Raw genomic sequence first — 15,863 nt, 5'->3', positions numbered from 1 at the left:
TGGACGGGACCCGTTCGCGAGCGTTGACCCGGTTCACGAAAACCACCGCGACCGCGCCGGGCCGACCGCCGTTGCGCGACGTAGGGCGGCTCGGTACCGTCCGGCGGCGCCCCGGGACGGGTCGCGCAGCTCCCGCCCGGCAGCGGCTCCGCCGCCTGCCAGCCACCTTGCAGCTTTGGAGGCCCCGATGAGCGGCAGGATCGACATCCGGCGCGACGGCCCGATCGCCCGCCTCACCCTGTGGAATCCGGGCAAGCGCAACGCCATCTCGGCGCCGATGTGGCAGGCTCTGGCAGCCTTTGCGCGCGACACCGCGCCCGACCGCAGTTGCCGGGTGGTGATCGTCGCCGGCGACGGCGACACCTTCTCCGCCGGTGCCGACATCGCCGGCTTCGAGGCCGGCCGCAGCGGCGCCGGCGCGCACGCTTACGACGATCTCGTGGAAGATGCGCTGCGCGCCCTGGAGGCCATGCCGCAGACCACGATCGCCGCGGTGTCCGGCCCGTGCATGGGGGCTGGCGCCGCGCTCGCCGCCGCGTGCGACTTCCGCGCTGCCGAAGCGCGCGCGTTCTTTGCGATTCCCGCGGCCCGTCTGGGTCTGGGCTACGATCCGCGCGGCATTAAGCGCATCGTGCGCATCTTCGGAGAGCCCGCTGCGCACGAGCTCCTCCAGCTCGCCGATCGAATGCTAGCGCCCCGCGCCTACCAGCTCGGCGCGGTCCAGCGGCTGGCCGACGACGGCACCGTCCTTGCCGCGGCCGACGGCCTCGCGGCGCTGGCAATCTCCCGGGCACCGCTCACCATCGCCGCGGCCAAGGCGGCGATTGCCGAAATCGGCGGCGGCTACGAACCCTCAGACGCGGTCCGACGCCTCGCCGACGCCTGCGACCTGAGCGCCGACTACGCCGAGGGCCGCTCCGCCTTCGCTGCCAAGCGCCCGCCGAACTTCACCGGCACATAGCTCACACGCCTTTCATCTGCCTGGCCAGGCTATGGGCGGCCCGTTCGGGCCCGTCATCCCCAGCGCTTGCGCTGCGCCGCAACAAAGGCGCTGCACCTGTTGCAGACCGGTCACATGGGTCGGTTTTTGGCGGGAAACCTGGGCTTTTCCGGTCGCTTGCCACGCCTGTTAGGGCTGAATGCCCGCGATTTCGCCGGCCGGGCCGGAGCGGGTGCGGCCGGTGGCCTTGACCCTCGCCCTGAATCCTGACTAACGAAGTCAGGATTAATGCGCAGGGGATGCATTGGCACGCTGTCTGGCACCGATCGCGGCCGAAGGCCAGCCCCATAAGCGCGAAGAAAGAGGCGTCTCCGCACCCATCATGCCGGTTCGCCCGGCGGCCAAGGGTGCCGCGCCCGCCTGGCGGGCGCAAGTACAAGGTAAGAAGCTGCCATGCCCGTCCGCACGAGTCCCACCGCCCGGCGTCTTGCCGTTCTGGCCCTGACGCTGCCGCTCCCGGCCGTCTCCGCGCACGCTCAGGACACCGCCGTCCTGACTTCGCCGGAAGGCGTCGTGCTGGAAGAAATCAACGTCCAGGCCCAGAGCAACCAGGGCCTCGTCCAGGACGGCTACGTGCCGATCTCCGGCCGTATCGGCGCCAAGTCGGAAACCCCGATCGTCGACATCCCGCAGTCCATCACGATCGTCACCCAGAAGCAGCTGGAGGATCTCAATCCCCAGTCGACCGAAGAGGCGATCGCCTACGTGCCCGGCGTCACCACCAACGCCTATGGCTTCGAGCCGCGCTTCGACGCCTTCTTCGTGCGCGGCTTCAACGCGACCTACAACGGTCTCTACCGAGACGGCCTGCGGCAGTTCGCGGCCCCCTCCGGCCAGTTCCGCACCGAGCCCTACGGGCTGGAGGCGATCGAGGTGCTGAAGGGGCCCTCGGGAACCCTCTACGGCGCCTCCAGCCCGGGCGGCATCGTCAACCTGGTGACCAAGAAGCCGACCGAGCGCCCGTTCCGCGAAGTGATGGTCGAGGCCGGCAGCTACGACCGCTTCCAGGGCAACATGGACCTGTCCGGCCCGCTGAACGAGGCGGGCACCGTGCTCTATCGCATGACCGGCGTGCTGCGCAGCGCCGAAAGCCAGATGGACGGCGTGCCCGACGACCGCGTCTACGTGGCGCCGGCGATCACCTTCAAGCCGACCGACGACACCACCCTGACCATCCTCGGCGAGTACATGAACGCCACCACCGGCGGCAGCACGTTCTATTACAACGATGCCAACGGCGTGACCGACATCCCGCTGCCGGACCCGTCCTACAACTCGTTCAGCCAGGATCAGTGGCGCATCGGCTACGAGTTCGAGCACCGCTTCAACGAGACGTTCTCGGTGTTCTCCGACAGCCGCTTCGCCAGTGTCGACACCGACGAGGAATATTCGGGTCTGCTGGATCCGGTGACGCGCACCTACTATGCCGGCCTGGTCAAGGATGAGATGCAGACCTTCGTCACCGACAACTTCCTGAAGGCGGAGTTCAACACCGGCGCCGTGCGCCACACGATGATCGTCGGCGCCGCCTACAACTGGGTGGACTACGACGATGCCCAGGGCACCGGAACCCTGCCGCGCGACGGCTTTCCGCCGGTGGCGACCTGGAACCAGAGCCAGACCCAGCAGCAGTTCGGGATCTATGCCAACGACCAGATCGAGGTCCAGAACTTCATCGTCAACCTCGGCACCCGCTACGACTGGCTGACCGCCGACACCTACACGGCGACCGCCAGCCCGGTGACCCAGGACGACCAGGAGTGGACCTACCGGGCGGCCCTCTCCTACCGCACGCCCTGGGGCTTCGTGCCCTACGTGAGCTACGGCACGACCTTCACCCCGAACGTCGGCACGCTCATCACCGGCGACCCGGCGGCTCCGACCACGGCGGAACAGGCCGAGGTCGGCGTGAAGTACGCGCTGCCCGCCTACAACGCCCTCATCACCGCCTCGCTGTTCAACATCGACATGAAGGACGGGATCGTCTTCGACGCCTCCTCCGGCGTGAATGAGCAGGTACAGCAGGACATGACCTCGCGCGGCTTCGAGATCGAAGCCGTCGCCAGCCTGACCCAGGGGCTCAGCCTGATCGCCTCCTATGCGTACACGGACGTCGAGATCAAGGAGGGTGCCCGCGACACCGAGGGCAACACGCTGAACGGCGTCCCCTACCACCAGGCCTCGATCTTCGCCGACTACACCTTCCAGAAGGGGCTTGCGGCCGGTCTCGGCTTCGGCGCCGGCGTGCGCTATATCGGCGAGAGCTACGGCGACGACTACAACATCATCGAGAACGGCGCCCGGACCTTCGTGGACGCCGCCCTGCACTACGACTTCGGCTACCGCACCCCGAAGCTCGAAGGCGTCCGCTTCCAGCTCAACGCGACGAACCTGTTCGACGAAGAGGACCAGGTCTGCGCCGACGGCTACTGCTACAAGGACCAGGGCCGGACGATCATCGGCAGCCTGCGCTACCGCTTCTAGCGATGGCCGCCGCCGACACGCAGGCCGCGGGCTTCGAGGTTCGCGGCCTCGACTACGCGATCGATGGAACCACCATCCTTTCCGGGCTCGATCTCACGATCGAGCCCGGCAGCGTCACCGGCCTGATCGGCCACAACGGCTCGGGCAAGTCGACCCTGGTGCGCATCCTCGGCCGCCAGCTCGCAGCCACGTCGGGGTCGATCACGTTTGCCGGAAGCCCGCTGTCCCAGTGGGGCGAGCGCGCCTTCGCACGCTCCGTCGCCTATCTCCCGCAGGAGACCGGCGCGAGCGTCGGCCTGACCGTCCGCGAACTCGTCGGCCTCGGACGCTATCCCTGGCATGGCCCGCTCGGCCGCTTCGGCCGGACGGACCACGAGAAGGTCGCGCACGCCATCGAGCGCTGCGGACTCGAGACGTTTGCGGACCGCATCGTGGATACGCTGTCGGGGGGTGAGCGCCAGCGCGCCTGGATCGCTATGACGCTCGCCCAGGACACCGGCTGCCTGCTTCTCGACGAGCCGACCTCCGCCCTCGACATCGCCCATCAGATCGACGTGCTGGGGCTGATCCACCGGCTCTGCCGGGAAAAGAACATGACCGGGGTCGTGGTGCTGCACGACGTGAACATGGCGGGGCGCTTCTGCGACCGCATCCACGCCCTCAAGGGGGGGCGGCTGGTGGCCTCCGGTACGCCCGAGACGATCATGACACCAGCGCAGCTCGGCGAAATCTACGGGATCGAGATGCAGGTGATGTCCCACCCCACCCTCGGCACGCCCGTCGCGTGCGCGGGCTGAGGGGACGGCACACGTCGATGCAGGCCCTCCCCCATCTCACCCGTCGTGGGTTTCTCGCCGGCTGCGCGGCCATTGCCGCCTCACCGGCGGTCGCCGCGGGTTCGTCCGTCACGCGGCGCGTGGCCTCGCTGGACTACGGCCTCGCCAACACCGCGATGGCGCTCGGCGTCACGCCCGTCGGCATCGCCCAGGCGCCCTACTGGTCGGAATGGGTGGTGGAGCCAGCGCTGCCGGAGAGCGTGGTCGATCTCGGCCGCGACCGCGAGGTCAATCTGGAACTGCTGGCCGCGCTCAAGCCCGACCTGATCCTGGCCACGCCCTACGTCCAGGCCCTGCGCAGCCGCCTCGAAGACATCGCCCCCGTGCTGTCGCTGACCATCTACGCCCCCGACGGCGAGCCGCTCGACCGGTCCTACGACGCCACCCGCGTGCTTGGAGAGCGGCTCGGACGCCCTGAGGCGGCCCGCGCGTTCCTGGCCGACGCCGACGCCACGTTCTCCGACTGCGCACGGCGGCTGGCGCGCGCAAGACCGGGTCCGGTCCTGATGATCAACTTCATGGATTCCCGTCATGCCCGCGTCTACGGCGCGCACGGGCTCTATCAGAACGTCCTCGACCGGATCGGCGGCGCCAACGCGTGGACCGGGCCCACCAACTATTGGGGGTTCCAGACCATCGGCCTGGAACAGCTGGCGGACTACGCCGGTCCGGACACGACCATCGTCGCCTTCGAGCCCATCCCCGAGGACGTGGAGCCGACCCTGGCGCGCAGCCCGCTCTGGACGCAACTGCCTCCCATCGCGCAGGGACGCTACGCCGAGCTTCCGTCGGTGCTGACCTTCGGCACGGTGCCGGCCGCGCTGCGCTTCGCACGGCTCTTCACCGACCTTTTCGACCCGGCCGGCCGAGGATGAGCGCGCTCCGCAGCCTGTCGCTGCCGCTGATCGCGCTGGCGCTTGCCGGCCCGGCGGCCGTGATGACCTTCTTGGTGCTGGAGCCAGGCCTGGCGGCACTCCGCGCCCAGGTCGTGGGGTTCGATGCAGACCGCATCCTGCTGCTGTATTCCGACCTGCCGAGGCTCGCGACCGCGCTGATCGCCGGCGCGGCCCTCGGCCTGTCCGGCGCCCTGCTGCAGCAGGTGCTGCGCAACCCCCTCGCCTCGCCGACGACGCTCGGCCTGTCGGCAGGCGCGAATCTCTCGCTGGCGCTCGCCACCCTCTATGCCCCGGGTCTCTACGCGTTCGGGCGCGATCCGATCGCGCTGGCGGGCAGTCTCGCCGCCGGGCTGCTGGTGCTCGCGCTGTCGGCCCGCCGCGGCTTCTCGCCGATCACGCTGGTGCTCGGCGGCCTGGTCGTCGGGCTCTATTGCGGGGCGCTCTCATCCCTGCTCGTCCTCCTCAACGACCGGTATCTGGCCAGTCTGTTCATCTGGGGCGCGGGATCGCTGCAGCAGCAGGACTGGACGGTTCCGACCAGCCTGCTCCCCCGCATCGCCGTCCTCGCGGCGATCACCGTCGCGCTCGCCCGGCCGCTGAACCTGCTGTCGCTGCCCGACGAGAACACCCGGGGGCTCGGCCTGCGCACCGCAACCGTCCGGTGGAGCGGCGCGGCGATCGCGCTCGCACTCGCGGCCGCCGTCACCTCCGCGGTCGGCGTCATCGGGTTCATCGGACTGATCGCCCCGACGGTGGCGCGCATCGCCGGCGCGCGAACTTTTACTGCACGTCTCATATGGTCGCCGCTGCTGGGCGCCCTGCTTCTCTGGTTCACCGATGCGGCGGTCACGCTGCTTTCCGGCCCGCTGGCGAGCTTCGTGCCCACCGGGGCGATCACCGCGGTGTTCGGCTCGCCGCTGCTCTTCCTGCTGCTGCCGCGCCTGCGCGTCATCGACCGCCGGCCGCCGGCCGAACGCACGGCCCGCACGTCGCGCCAGCGCAGCGCGCCGGCCATCCTGATCGCCCTCGCTGCCGGCCTCCTGGGCCTGGTCGTGGCGGCCGTCCTCATCGGGCGGGCCACGGAAGGCGGCTGGAGCACGGTGACGGCGTCGGTCCTGCCCTACGTGATCGACTGGCGGCTGCCGCGCGTCGTGGCGGCGCTCGCGGCCGGGGCCATGCTCGCGGCCGCCGGGGTCATCCTGCAGCGACTCACCGCGAACGAGATGGCGAGCCCCGAAGTGATCGGCGTGAGCGCCGGCGCCACGATGGGCCTCGCCGCCTCGCTCCTGCTTGCGGCCATGCCCAGCATCGCGATGCAGCTCGGGTTCTCGGTTCTCGGTGCCGCCCTGGTGCTTGTGCTGATCTTCATGGTGGCCGGCCGCTCCGGGTTCGCCCCGGAGCGGATCGTGCTGGCCGGCATCGCGCTCAACGCCATGCTGGACGCCTTCGTCGGTCTCTTCGCGGCAGCCGGCGACCCCCGCGCCCTGCGGCTTCTCAGCTGGATGGCCGGGTCCACCTACGGCATCGAACTCGGGCCTGCGTTCATCGCCCTGGCGCTGGCGATCGGGCTGATCGCGGTCGTCTGCCTGGCAGTGCGCTGGCTCGACATCCTGCCGATGGGGGCCACCACCTCGCGCGCGCTCGGCATCGCCGTCACCCGAACCCGGGTGATGCTGTTCTCCGGCGCGGTCGCACTGACTGCCGCCGCGACGCTCGTCGTCGGCCCGCTGTCGTTCGTCGGCCTGATGGCACCGCACATCGCCCGTGAGCTGGGGCTGAAGCGCGCCATGCCGCAGTTGCTGGGGGCAGCGCTGTGCGGGGGTGCGTTGATGGTGATCGCGGACTTCATCGGGCGCACGGCCGCGTTCCCCTACCAGTTGCCGGCGGGGCTGCTGTCAGCGCTGGTTGGCGCGCCATTCCTGATGCTGCTGTTGTGGAAGCACAGATGAGGCACGCCCGGACTACGAGCGGCGGGCCGGCCGGGCGTCTGAGCCAATTGGGGCGGGACGCGGCGCACGGCAGTTGGAGGCGGTGGGCTTTGCCGTGACCTTCAGTCCGGCATCGCGCCCTTGTCATGTCATGTCGCGCCTGCGGACGCTGGACCCACGGCGCCATTGCCCAGAAACGCTTGAGCACCTGTTTCCCGTCCGGCTGAAGACCGCCTGAACGGGGAGCAGGTGCTCAAGACAGGCAAACCGTGTCTCAGGTGGCGCGGGCCCGGCGCTTGCGCGGCGCAGGCGCCTCGGCCTTCGCCGCCGCGGCATCAGCCGCGTCGGTTGCTTCCTGGGCCAGTCTGAGTTCCTGCAGCTTTTCCATCTGCTTGCGGCGCGCGTTGCGCTCCGCCTCGATGAATTCCTTCGCGACACGGTCGGTTTCCGCCGCCTTGTGCTGACGGGCAACCGTGCCGTGTCGACGTTCGGCCTTTTTCTCAGTCATGAGATCTCCCCGAAACGCTTAACTTACTTGGACTTGCCCTGCTTGGGATTCGGAATCTTCAGAAAGGGCCCGGCATCGGAGGCTGCACCCATGTACTTCGGGCCAGCCTTCGGGCCTTTGGCCTTCGGATCTGCCTTCGGCTTCTTCTGTTCTTTGTTGCCGCGTCGTTCGTCTTTACTCATGTCAGGCTCCAGAAGCTTTCGCTCGATCGGCGAAGCGGCCGACGCGCACCCTGACGGCCGAGACCGTCCGCACGTCCCGGCCTAGCCGGGAGCGGCGTCAGGCTGAGAACGTCATTTCAGGCGAATTCGCCGCGTCGATTTCGCTTTCGCGGATGACGCGCTGCTGCGCGCTGGTCGAACTGCGGACGCGGTACTGGCAGTCGCCGTGTTCTTCCGGAAGCAGGGCAAGGATCTTGTAGCTTCCGCCCAGATCGCGAAGCCGGTAGGACCCCTTGACCCGAACACTCTGGCCGACCTTGTAAGCGTGGTCGCTCATGGCCTAACTCCTGATGGACAATCGGCCCGGAGGCCGGAGAGGCGCGAAGGCCGCGCCGCCATGGTCTGATCAGGCCGACTGCAGATCGGCCGCGGCCAGCTTGCCGTTGCTGCCGTTCTCGCGAACGTTGAAGGACACCTTCTGGCCCTCCACGAGGTCCGACATGCCGGCTTCCTGGAGCGCCGTGGCATGGACGAACACATCCTGGCCGCCGTCTTCCGGGGCGATGAAGCCGTAGCCGCGGGTTGCATTATAGAATTTCACACTACCAATGGTCATATTCGTCACTTTCGTTGAAAAGGCATGCGCAAACCCCGGAGCCTAACTGCCCCGGTCGCCAGGTCGAGATTTGAAAGGTGGAGCTGAACGAGCGCCTGAAGAGACGCGCAACGGCCAAGCGATCCGGCCAAATATCGATCTCAAACAGATTAAATAAAAACTGTGTCTAAAATGCGGCACAAGGTAATAAATTGCCGACGTTACCTAGCTAACCATGACTCACCCGGCGGCATTTTTCTTCGCCGACCCTTGCGGAAAGAACGTTTCCACCATGTCTTTTCGAATGCCGGGCCAGCGGGCAGCAGGTGGGCGGCTCCGGGGTAGGACAACGATGGAACAACCCGCGTCGAGGTCGCCAAATGCGCCGGCCGCGAGCTCGACGGTCCCTCGCCAAACGCACCGTCAGCCGAGCGCCGTCGCGTGGAAACGCCGCCCTTCCTCCTGCAGCCATGCACAGAAGACGGCCGCCTTCTTCGGGCCTCGCCTGCGCCGCAGCGCCACATAGCTGTCGCCGTTCGCGAGGAATCCGCAGGGCGCGATGAGGCGCCCCGCCCGGACGTCGTCGGCGACCAGCGGCCAGGGCGCCAGCCCCACGCCGAGGCCGGCGAGCGCGGCTTCCAGCATGAAATAGGAATGTTCGTAGGCCGGCCCCCTTGCGTCGGCGATCACCACGCCGGATCGGAGCGACCAGTCGCGCCAGGCCTCCGGCCGGGTCAGCGTGCGCAGCAGCGGCGCTCCCTCGAAACCCGGGCCGAGGGAGGCGGCCAGTTCCGGCGCGGCCACCGGCCCGATTGTTTCGTCGAAGAGATGGTGGACCTCGGTGTCCGCGGGCCAATCGCCGGAGCCAACCCGGATCGCGACGTCGCAGCCGTCCCGGGCCACATCGGTTCCGCGCTCGGACGCTGCAAGCCGCACGTCGATGCGGGGATGGGCAGCCTGGAACCGATGCAGGCTCGGGATCAGCCAGCGCATGGTGAGGGTGCCCAGGCAGGAGACGTCGAGCGGTCCGGCCTCGGCGTCCGAAACGGACCGCACGGCCGCCTCGATCTGGTCGAACGCCGAGGTCAGGCCCGGCAGCAGGGCACGGCCGGCGGCGGTCAGACGCGGCGCGTTCTTCGGCCCCTCGAACAGATCGATGCCGAGCAGCGCCTCGAGCTGCCGGACCTGGCGACTGACGGCGCTGTGGGTGACGTTCAGCTCGTCGGCGGCCGCCGTCATCCGGCCGCGTCGGCCGGCGGCCTCGAAGGCGCGCAACGAGGTGAGCGGCAGCAGGCGGCGCTTCATGTGCATTTTCCGAACATAGGAGGCAACAGAATATCGCTTTCAAACCGGTGCCTTGCATGGTCTCACTTGGACGGGGCGAGGAAAAGATCGAACTGAAACTCCTCGTCCCGTTCAGAATGCGGGAGACGATCACGGTGCGTGGCATCGGGCTTCAGCGGCCCGATGCCGTCGTGATCCAGGATACGGTCCGCCCCGTTGGCGGCGTCAAACGCACAGATCCAGGCCCCTCGCGTCGACGGGCCGCCGTCACCCGTCCGGCTGTCTCCCGATGAGCGTCACCGTCTTCTTCGCCGTCCTGCTTGCGGCGCTCTGCCACGCCGGCTGGAACGCCATCGTGAAGGTCGGCCTCGACCGCTTCCTGTCGGTCACCCTGATCGCGCTGGCGGCGGGTTGCGTGTCGCTCATTCCGCTGCCGCTGGTTGCCGTTCCGGTGCCCCCGGCCTGGCCATACCTGGCGGCCTCGGTCGCGCTGCACGTCGGCTACAATCTGTTCCTGATCCAGGCCTACCGGGTCGGTGACCTCGGCCAAGTCTATCCGATCGCCCGCGGGGCGGCGCCGCTGCTCGTTTCCATCGTCGCCATCACGGTGATCGGCGAGGCACTGACCGTGGTGCAGATGACGGGCGTGGTGATCCTGGTCGCGGGCGTGGCGCTGATGTCGATCCGCGGCGGGCGCGATCTGGCACGGATCGAGCGGAGCGCCGTCGCCTTCGCGCTCGGCACCTCGGTGTTCATCGCGGGCTACACCATCGCCGACGGGCTGGGTGCCCGGGCCAACGGTTCGGCCAACAGCTACGCGGTCTGGCTGTTCCTTCTCGACGGGCTGGCGATGCTGGCGGTCCTGCTGATCGTCCGCGGACGGGCGGGCCTGCGCGCGATGCGGCCATTCTGGAAAGGCGGGCTCGCCGGAGGCGCGATGTCCCTCACCGCCTACTGGATCGCCATCTGGGCGATGACGGAAGCACCGATCGCCCTGGTTGCGGCGCTGAGGGAGACGAGCGTGCTGTTCGCCGCGGTGATCTCCATCATCATCCTGCGCGAACCGCCCACCCGGTGGCGGGTTGCCGCCGCCGTGGTGATCGTCGCGGGCATCGTGCTGTCTCGCATCGGTTGATCCCCGTATCGGACGCTGCGGGTGGCGGCACGCCAACGCGCCGATCACAACCCGTTTATGACGCGGGGTGCCGGGTTGTCCGGGCGCGCGGACGCGCCACGTTCCATGACGGCTGGGGAAACGCTGACCGTTGCCGCCGACCTCCGAAACAACCAAGAGGCCCCGATGCGCTCGATCGCCCTTCCCCTCGCCGCTGCCCTGCTCTGGGGTGGCCCCGCGCTCGCCCAGTCCAACGAGACCAGAGCCCCGGTCCAGACGGCACCGCCCAACGCCCCGAACCAGTCGCCGGCGTTTCCGGAACAGACCCGAGCCCCGCAGCCGGCCGAGGCGGCCAACGTCGAGACGCAGACGATCGCCAGCGGCCTGCCGCAGCTCTGGGCCATGGAATTCCTTCCCGACGGCCGGGTGCTGGTAACGGCGAAGCGCGGCGCAATGCACATCGTCGGCGCCGACGGCACGGCCGGCCCGCCGATTTCCGGCGTGCCCGAGGTCATCGACCGCGGCCAGGGCGGCCTGCTCGACGTGGCGCTCGCGCCGGACTTCTCGCAGAGCGGGATGATCTACTTCTCGTTCTCCGAACCGCGCGGCGGCCGGGAGAACGGCACCAGCGTCGCCCGGGCCCGGCTCGAGACCGATGATCAGGGCGGTGGCGCGCTGACCGGCACCGAGGTGATCTTCCGCCAGACGCCCGCTTATGCCGGCGACAAGCACTTTGGTTCGCGTCTCGCCTTCGCACCGGACGGCACGCTGTTCGTCACCGTCGGCGAGCGCTCCGATACCCCCATCCGAGACCAAGCGCAGGACATCTCGTCGGGTCTCGGCAAAATATTCCGGATCAATCCCGACGGCTCGGTGCCAAACGACAACCCGTTCGTCGGGCGCGAGGGCGCCCAGCCCGAAATCTGGTCGTACGGCCACCGCAACCTGCAATCCGCGACCATCGACGCGAACGGCCGTCTGTGGACGGTGGAACACGGGCCGCGCGGCGGCGATGAACTGAACCGGCCCCAGCCCGGCCGGAACTACGGCTGGCCGGTCATCACCTACGGCATCAACTACAACGGCGCCCCGATCGGCGACGGCATCACCAGCAAGGACGGCATGGAGCAGCCGATCTACTACTGGGACCCGGTGATCGCCCCGTCAGGCATGGACGTCTACGACGCCAACGCGATACCGGAATGGCAGGGCGCCCTGCTGGTCGGCGGGCTCCAGAGCCGCGGCCTCGTCGTGCTGCACATGGAGGACGACAAGGTCGCCACCGAGGAATGGGTGCCCCTCGACGCGCGCGTGCGCGACGTCAAAGTCGGCTCCGACGGCGCCGTCTACGCGCTCGCCGAGCAACGGGGCAGGGGCAGCAGCATCGTGCGTATCGCGCCGGCAGGCAACTGACGCCTGGCCCCCGGTCGGACGTGGCCGGTATCAGCCGGCCGCGCTCGTCCGGCCCGAAATCCGGTGATCCACCTCGATGCGGTTGCGGCCGCCGAGCTTCGCCACGTACAGCGCCTGGTCGGCACGCGCATAAAGATCGGAAATCGTATCCAGCCGATTGCCGACGGCGATGCCGGCGGAGAACGTATAGGTAAAACCCGGGCGATCGGGCAATGGCGTGGCCATCCGCGTCAGAGCCAGCATCTGGCCGACGATGAGCTCCGCCTCCGCGGCTGTCGTGGCTGGCAGGACCAGCGCGAACTCCTCGCCGCCAACCCGGCCGAAACAATCCAGGCGACGGGCCACCCCCTGCAGCCGCTCGGCAAAGTCCTGCAGCACCCGGTCGCCGGATTGATGCCCGAAGCGGTCATTGATGGACTTGAACGAATCGAGGTCGATGAGCACGAAGCACCCGGCGATATCCCCGGCGGGCGCCGACGTCAGCATCTCTGCCGCCCGCGCCATGGTGTATCGCCGGTTCGCGACGCCGGTCAGTTCGTCGGTGTGGGATGCCTTGATCGCGAAATCCCGGTCCTGGCGGACGGCGCGCTCGTCCGGCCTGAGGTCGGTGATGTCGGAGGCGACACACAGCATCCATCCATCGGCATTCACGGTTTCCGTCATCCACAGCCAGCGGCCGCCGACGAGATCCGTTTCGAAGGCGCGATAGCCGGTCTTGCCGCGCCGCGACTGGGTGTTGGTAAGCCAGCCTTCGAAATCGGGATTGCGAATGATCGTGCCGCGACCGGCCCGATGGTTGCGCCGCATGATGTCCGCCCAGAACGGCGTCTCGCCCTCTTCGACGGCAAAGGCCGCACGGAACGCAGCGTTGGCGTAGCGCAGGCGATCGAACCCGTCATAGGCGGCCACGAGCACCGCCGTCTGCTCATAAAGGGCAAAGAACCTGTCGCGAACGTCGTCCATGGCCCGTCCCGTCGCGACATGGTCAGGTCCCGCGCGATTGCTGGCTCATTCGCCGCACGGTGGCCGGACGAGTCGCATTGCAGCGAACACGCCGGAAGGGTAGCAGCACGGGGCCCAGGCTCCAACACCGACCGGGCGGTGCACCGATCGCGGCCCGCAGCTAAGGCCTGCCCGGCCGTCCCGGGCAGGAATTCGCTGCGGTACCCGGGCGCCTACTTCGGCGCGTCGGGCGCGCCGAGTTCGTGGGCAACCTCGAAACCGTCCATGGACCAGGTCTGGATGTCCTTGGCATCGAGGTTCTGCTTCGTCAGGTCGACCACGCGGATATCGCTGTTCTCGTAGGTGCGGAAGTAGAACCGCTTGTTGGCGAGATCGTTGGCGCTCGTCCACTGGGTGTAGTCGGAGACGATGTTGCCTTCCTTGTCCTTCTCGTCCTCGCGCGCCACGCCCTTCGGAATGTCGAAGTTGTTGAGGATGTGGAACGCCTGGAAGATCCCGTGCTTACTGGTCGTGGTCGGGTCCACGCCATGGGCGAAGATCGCGGCCCGCACGAAGCGCGACGGCGAGGTGAAGTCGCCCGGCATGCCGAGAAGGCCCGTTCCCTGGCCAAGGCCGGTGATGGTGACGTCGCCCAGCTTCTGCGGCGGCACGTTCTCCAGACCGAGATTCACGTAGTTCTGCAGATTGGTCATGTGCCAATCGAAGGGCGGATTGTTGGTGATGATCCCGATGCCGTCATCGTGGATGTTCAGCTTGCCGTCGACGTACTCGACGACGATCGACGCGCCGGACGCATCGGTGACGACGTAGTGGACCGGCAGCACGAGGTTGAACTGTTTGAAGACGACCGGGGCGACGAGAACGTCCGGGAGCGCGTCCTTCACTTCCGACACGGTCGCAAAGCTGTCGAGCATGTAGGAGCCCAGCTCCCAGGGCGCCATCGTCTTGGCAGCGTCATCCGCCGTGTAAGGCTGGTAGCCGGCCGACTGGTCGAAATAGAAGAGGCCCACGGACAGGCCCTTCTCGTTGAGCCCGTCGATGATGAGCGGAAGCCCCATCGGATTCGTTCCGACGTTGGCATACTTCGTCTTCCAGGTCAGACCCGGCGAACCATCCGGCGTCGAACCGGTGCGCGCGAAGCCACGAGGCACGAGGATCACGCTCGATTCCAGATTGACGTTGAACTCCATCGTGCGCGCCCGCACGACGGATCCGTCCGCCGCCGTGAGCGTGATGCCCGTGCAGGCCTGGGCGGTTGAGCCCCACGCCATCGCGGCGGCGACGGCACAAGCCATCACCCTCATTCCACCGGAAACCCTCATTCCACCGGAAACCCTCATTTTCATTGTCATTGCAAACTCCAACAATCACCCGACCGGGAAGAGAACGCGTCGCCCGGGGCGGCGAGCCTACCCCTGCGGGACCACAGGCGACAGGCCTGAACCATCGAGAGTTGACAAGCGAGTCTTCCGGCTTACTTTCTCATATATGGAAATTTCTCCCAAGTTGTCCGAACTCGACCTGCGCATTGCCAGCCGGCTGAAGGCGCTCCGCCACGAACGGGGCTGGTCGCTGGACCAGCTCGCCGCGCAGACGGGCGTCAGCCGCGCCACCCTCTCGCGGCTGGAGAACGGCGAGGTCAGCCCGACCGCCAACGTGCTCGGCCGGCTGTGCGCGTCCTTCGGCGTCACCCTCTCGCGGCTCATGCATCTGGTGGAAGGCGACTTCGCACCACTCGTGCGCCGGGACGCCCAGCCGGGCTGGACCGACCCGGAGAGCGGCTTCGAGCGCCGGTCGGTCTCGCCACCAGCGCAGACGCTCGCCGGCGAAGTCCTCGAAGGAACCCTGCCGCCCGGCAGCCGCCTCGCCTACGACGCCCCGCCGCGCCCGGGCCTCGAGCATCACCTGGTCATGCTGGATGGACGGCTCACGCTGACGGTCGGCGACGACAGCCACACGCTCGGTCCCGGCGATTGCCTGCGCTACCAGCTTCACGGACCAAGCGTATTCGCCACGCCACCCGACGAAGGGGGGCGCTATCTCCTCTTCCTGGTGTGAGGTCCGCTGATGCAATCGTCCGCCGACGTTGCCCTCTCGACGCTGTCCGCCGAGGCTCTCGAAGGAAGGCTGAGCGAGCTCGGCGCCCTCCTCCACGCCTGCGTCGCCGCCGGTGCGAGCGTCAACTTCGTCTGGCCGTTCGTCCCCGCCGAGGCGGACGCCTTCTGGGAGCGCAAGGTGCTGCCGGCGGTGCGCGCCGGGACCCGTACGGTGTTCATCGCGGAGACCGCGGGACGGATCGTCGGGACCGTCCAGCTCGACGCCGACACCCCGCCCAACCAGCGGCATCGCGCCGAAATCGCCAAGCTGCTGGTGCATCCGGACGCCCGGCGCCGGGGCATCGCGCGAACGCTGATGGGCGCAGCGGAGGAGCGCGCCCGCGCGCTTGGACGAACGCTCATCACCCTCGACACGCGGACCGGCGATTTCGCCGAGCCGCTCTATGCCTCGATGGGCTACGTGGCTGCCGGCACGATCCCCGGCTACTGCCTGGACCCGGCGGGCGCGCGGCTCGATGCCACCACCATCATGTACAAGCCGCTCAAGGGCTTCTCGCCGCCCTCACCCGCGACCGCGACGGCCCGGAGCTGACGCGGTCGCACAGCCAGCTACCGCCTATCCTT

General features: G+C 68.3%; 16 protein-coding genes. 9 read left to right on the top strand and 7 right to left on the bottom strand.

The features are described 5' to 3' along the window. The first annotated feature begins 187 nt into the window (after window positions 1-187). The 5 genes from ACSSVZ_RS11875 to fhuB all read left to right on the top strand — a co-directional run bounded on the left by ACSSVZ_RS11875 (window position 188) and on the right by fhuB (window position 7,165). The gene (locus ACSSVZ_RS11875; RefSeq protein ID WP_453970235.1) at window positions 188-961 is read left to right on the top strand and encodes an enoyl-CoA hydratase-related protein; all 774 of its coding nucleotides are present in this window, start codon (window positions 188-190) and stop codon (window positions 959-961) included. Between the two features lie 432 nt (window positions 962-1,393). Continuing rightward, the gene (locus tag ACSSVZ_RS11870) at window positions 1,394-3,484 is read left to right on the top strand and encodes a TonB-dependent siderophore receptor (RefSeq protein WP_453970233.1); all 2,091 of its coding nucleotides are present in this window, start codon (window positions 1,394-1,396) and stop codon (window positions 3,482-3,484) included. A 2-nt stretch (window positions 3,485-3,486) separates the two neighbouring features. Further along, complete coding sequence (locus ACSSVZ_RS11865) at window positions 3,487-4,281, top strand: ABC transporter ATP-binding protein (RefSeq protein WP_453970231.1); 795 nt, start codon at window positions 3,487-3,489, stop codon at window positions 4,279-4,281. Between the two features lie 17 nt (window positions 4,282-4,298). Then, complete coding sequence (locus tag ACSSVZ_RS11860) at window positions 4,299-5,195, top strand: ABC transporter substrate-binding protein (RefSeq protein WP_453970230.1); 897 nt, start codon at window positions 4,299-4,301, stop codon at window positions 5,193-5,195. After that, a complete protein-coding gene (gene fhuB / locus ACSSVZ_RS11855; protein ID WP_453970229.1) occupies window positions 5,192-7,165 on the top strand; it encodes a Fe(3+)-hydroxamate ABC transporter permease FhuB in 1,974 nt (657 codons plus the stop codon). The genes ACSSVZ_RS11860 and fhuB overlap by 4 nt, the downstream gene beginning before the upstream one ends. A 253-nt stretch (window positions 7,166-7,418) precedes the next feature. Here the strand turns inward: fhuB and ACSSVZ_RS11850 are convergent, their stop codons facing one another. From ACSSVZ_RS11850 to ACSSVZ_RS11830, 5 genes are all read right to left on the bottom strand, one after another. Then, entirely contained in the window at window positions 7,419-7,652 is a 234-nt protein-coding gene (locus tag ACSSVZ_RS11850) for a hypothetical protein (protein ID WP_453970227.1), read from the bottom strand. Window positions 7,653-7,675: 23 nt separating this feature from the next. Continuing rightward, entirely contained in the window at window positions 7,676-7,834 is a 159-nt protein-coding gene (locus tag ACSSVZ_RS11845) for a hypothetical protein (RefSeq protein WP_453970225.1), read from the bottom strand. 97 nt (window positions 7,835-7,931) lie between these two features. Continuing rightward, complete coding sequence (locus tag ACSSVZ_RS11840) at window positions 7,932-8,150, bottom strand: hypothetical protein (protein WP_453970223.1); 219 nt, start codon at window positions 8,148-8,150, stop codon at window positions 7,932-7,934. Between the two features lie 69 nt (window positions 8,151-8,219). Beyond that, window positions 8,220-8,429 carry a cold-shock protein gene (locus ACSSVZ_RS11835; RefSeq protein WP_453970221.1) on the bottom strand — a complete coding sequence of 70 codons (210 nt, stop codon included), beginning with the start codon at window positions 8,427-8,429 and terminating at the stop codon, window positions 8,220-8,222. Between the two features lie 402 nt (window positions 8,430-8,831). Next, window positions 8,832-9,713, bottom strand: a complete 882-nt coding sequence (locus ACSSVZ_RS11830; RefSeq protein WP_453970219.1) for a LysR substrate-binding domain-containing protein — start codon at window positions 9,711-9,713, stop codon at window positions 8,832-8,834. Between the two features lie 268 nt (window positions 9,714-9,981). Here ACSSVZ_RS11830 and ACSSVZ_RS11825 point away from each other — a divergent pair, with 268 nt between their 5' ends. Further along, window positions 9,982-10,827: an EamA family transporter gene (locus tag ACSSVZ_RS11825; RefSeq protein WP_453970217.1), complete on the top strand. Its 846-nt coding sequence runs from the start codon at window positions 9,982-9,984 to the stop codon at window positions 10,825-10,827. A 165-nt stretch (window positions 10,828-10,992) separates the two neighbouring features. Further along, entirely contained in the window at window positions 10,993-12,219 is a 1,227-nt protein-coding gene (locus ACSSVZ_RS11820; RefSeq protein ID WP_453970216.1) for a PQQ-dependent sugar dehydrogenase, read from the top strand. A 30-nt stretch (window positions 12,220-12,249) separates the two neighbouring features. Here the strand turns inward: ACSSVZ_RS11820 and ACSSVZ_RS11815 are convergent, their stop codons facing one another. Together ACSSVZ_RS11815 and ACSSVZ_RS11810 are read right to left on the bottom strand one after the other, a co-directional pair. Beyond that, complete coding sequence (locus tag ACSSVZ_RS11815; RefSeq protein WP_453970214.1) at window positions 12,250-13,182, bottom strand: GGDEF domain-containing protein; 933 nt, start codon at window positions 13,180-13,182, stop codon at window positions 12,250-12,252. A 212-nt stretch (window positions 13,183-13,394) separates the two neighbouring features. Next, window positions 13,395-14,477, bottom strand: a complete 1,083-nt coding sequence (locus ACSSVZ_RS11810) for a linear amide C-N hydrolase (protein ID WP_453970211.1) — start codon at window positions 14,475-14,477, stop codon at window positions 13,395-13,397. 211 nt (window positions 14,478-14,688) lie between these two features. Here ACSSVZ_RS11810 and ACSSVZ_RS11805 point away from each other — a divergent pair, with 211 nt between their 5' ends. Beyond that, window positions 14,689-15,240, top strand: a complete 552-nt coding sequence (locus ACSSVZ_RS11805) for a helix-turn-helix domain-containing protein (protein WP_453970209.1) — start codon at window positions 14,689-14,691, stop codon at window positions 15,238-15,240. Between the two features lie 9 nt (window positions 15,241-15,249). Continuing rightward, window positions 15,250-15,831 (top strand): GNAT family N-acetyltransferase, encoded by a 582-nt coding sequence (locus tag ACSSVZ_RS11800; RefSeq protein WP_453970207.1) that lies wholly within the window; start codon window positions 15,250-15,252, stop codon window positions 15,829-15,831. The last annotated feature ends 32 nt before the right edge of the window (window positions 15,832-15,863 follow it).

It is taken from the genome of Amorphus sp. MBR-141, from assembly GCF_053628695.1.
The sequence above is the reverse complement of the archived record's forward strand: the minus strand, read 5'-3'. Positions and strand labels throughout refer to the sequence as shown.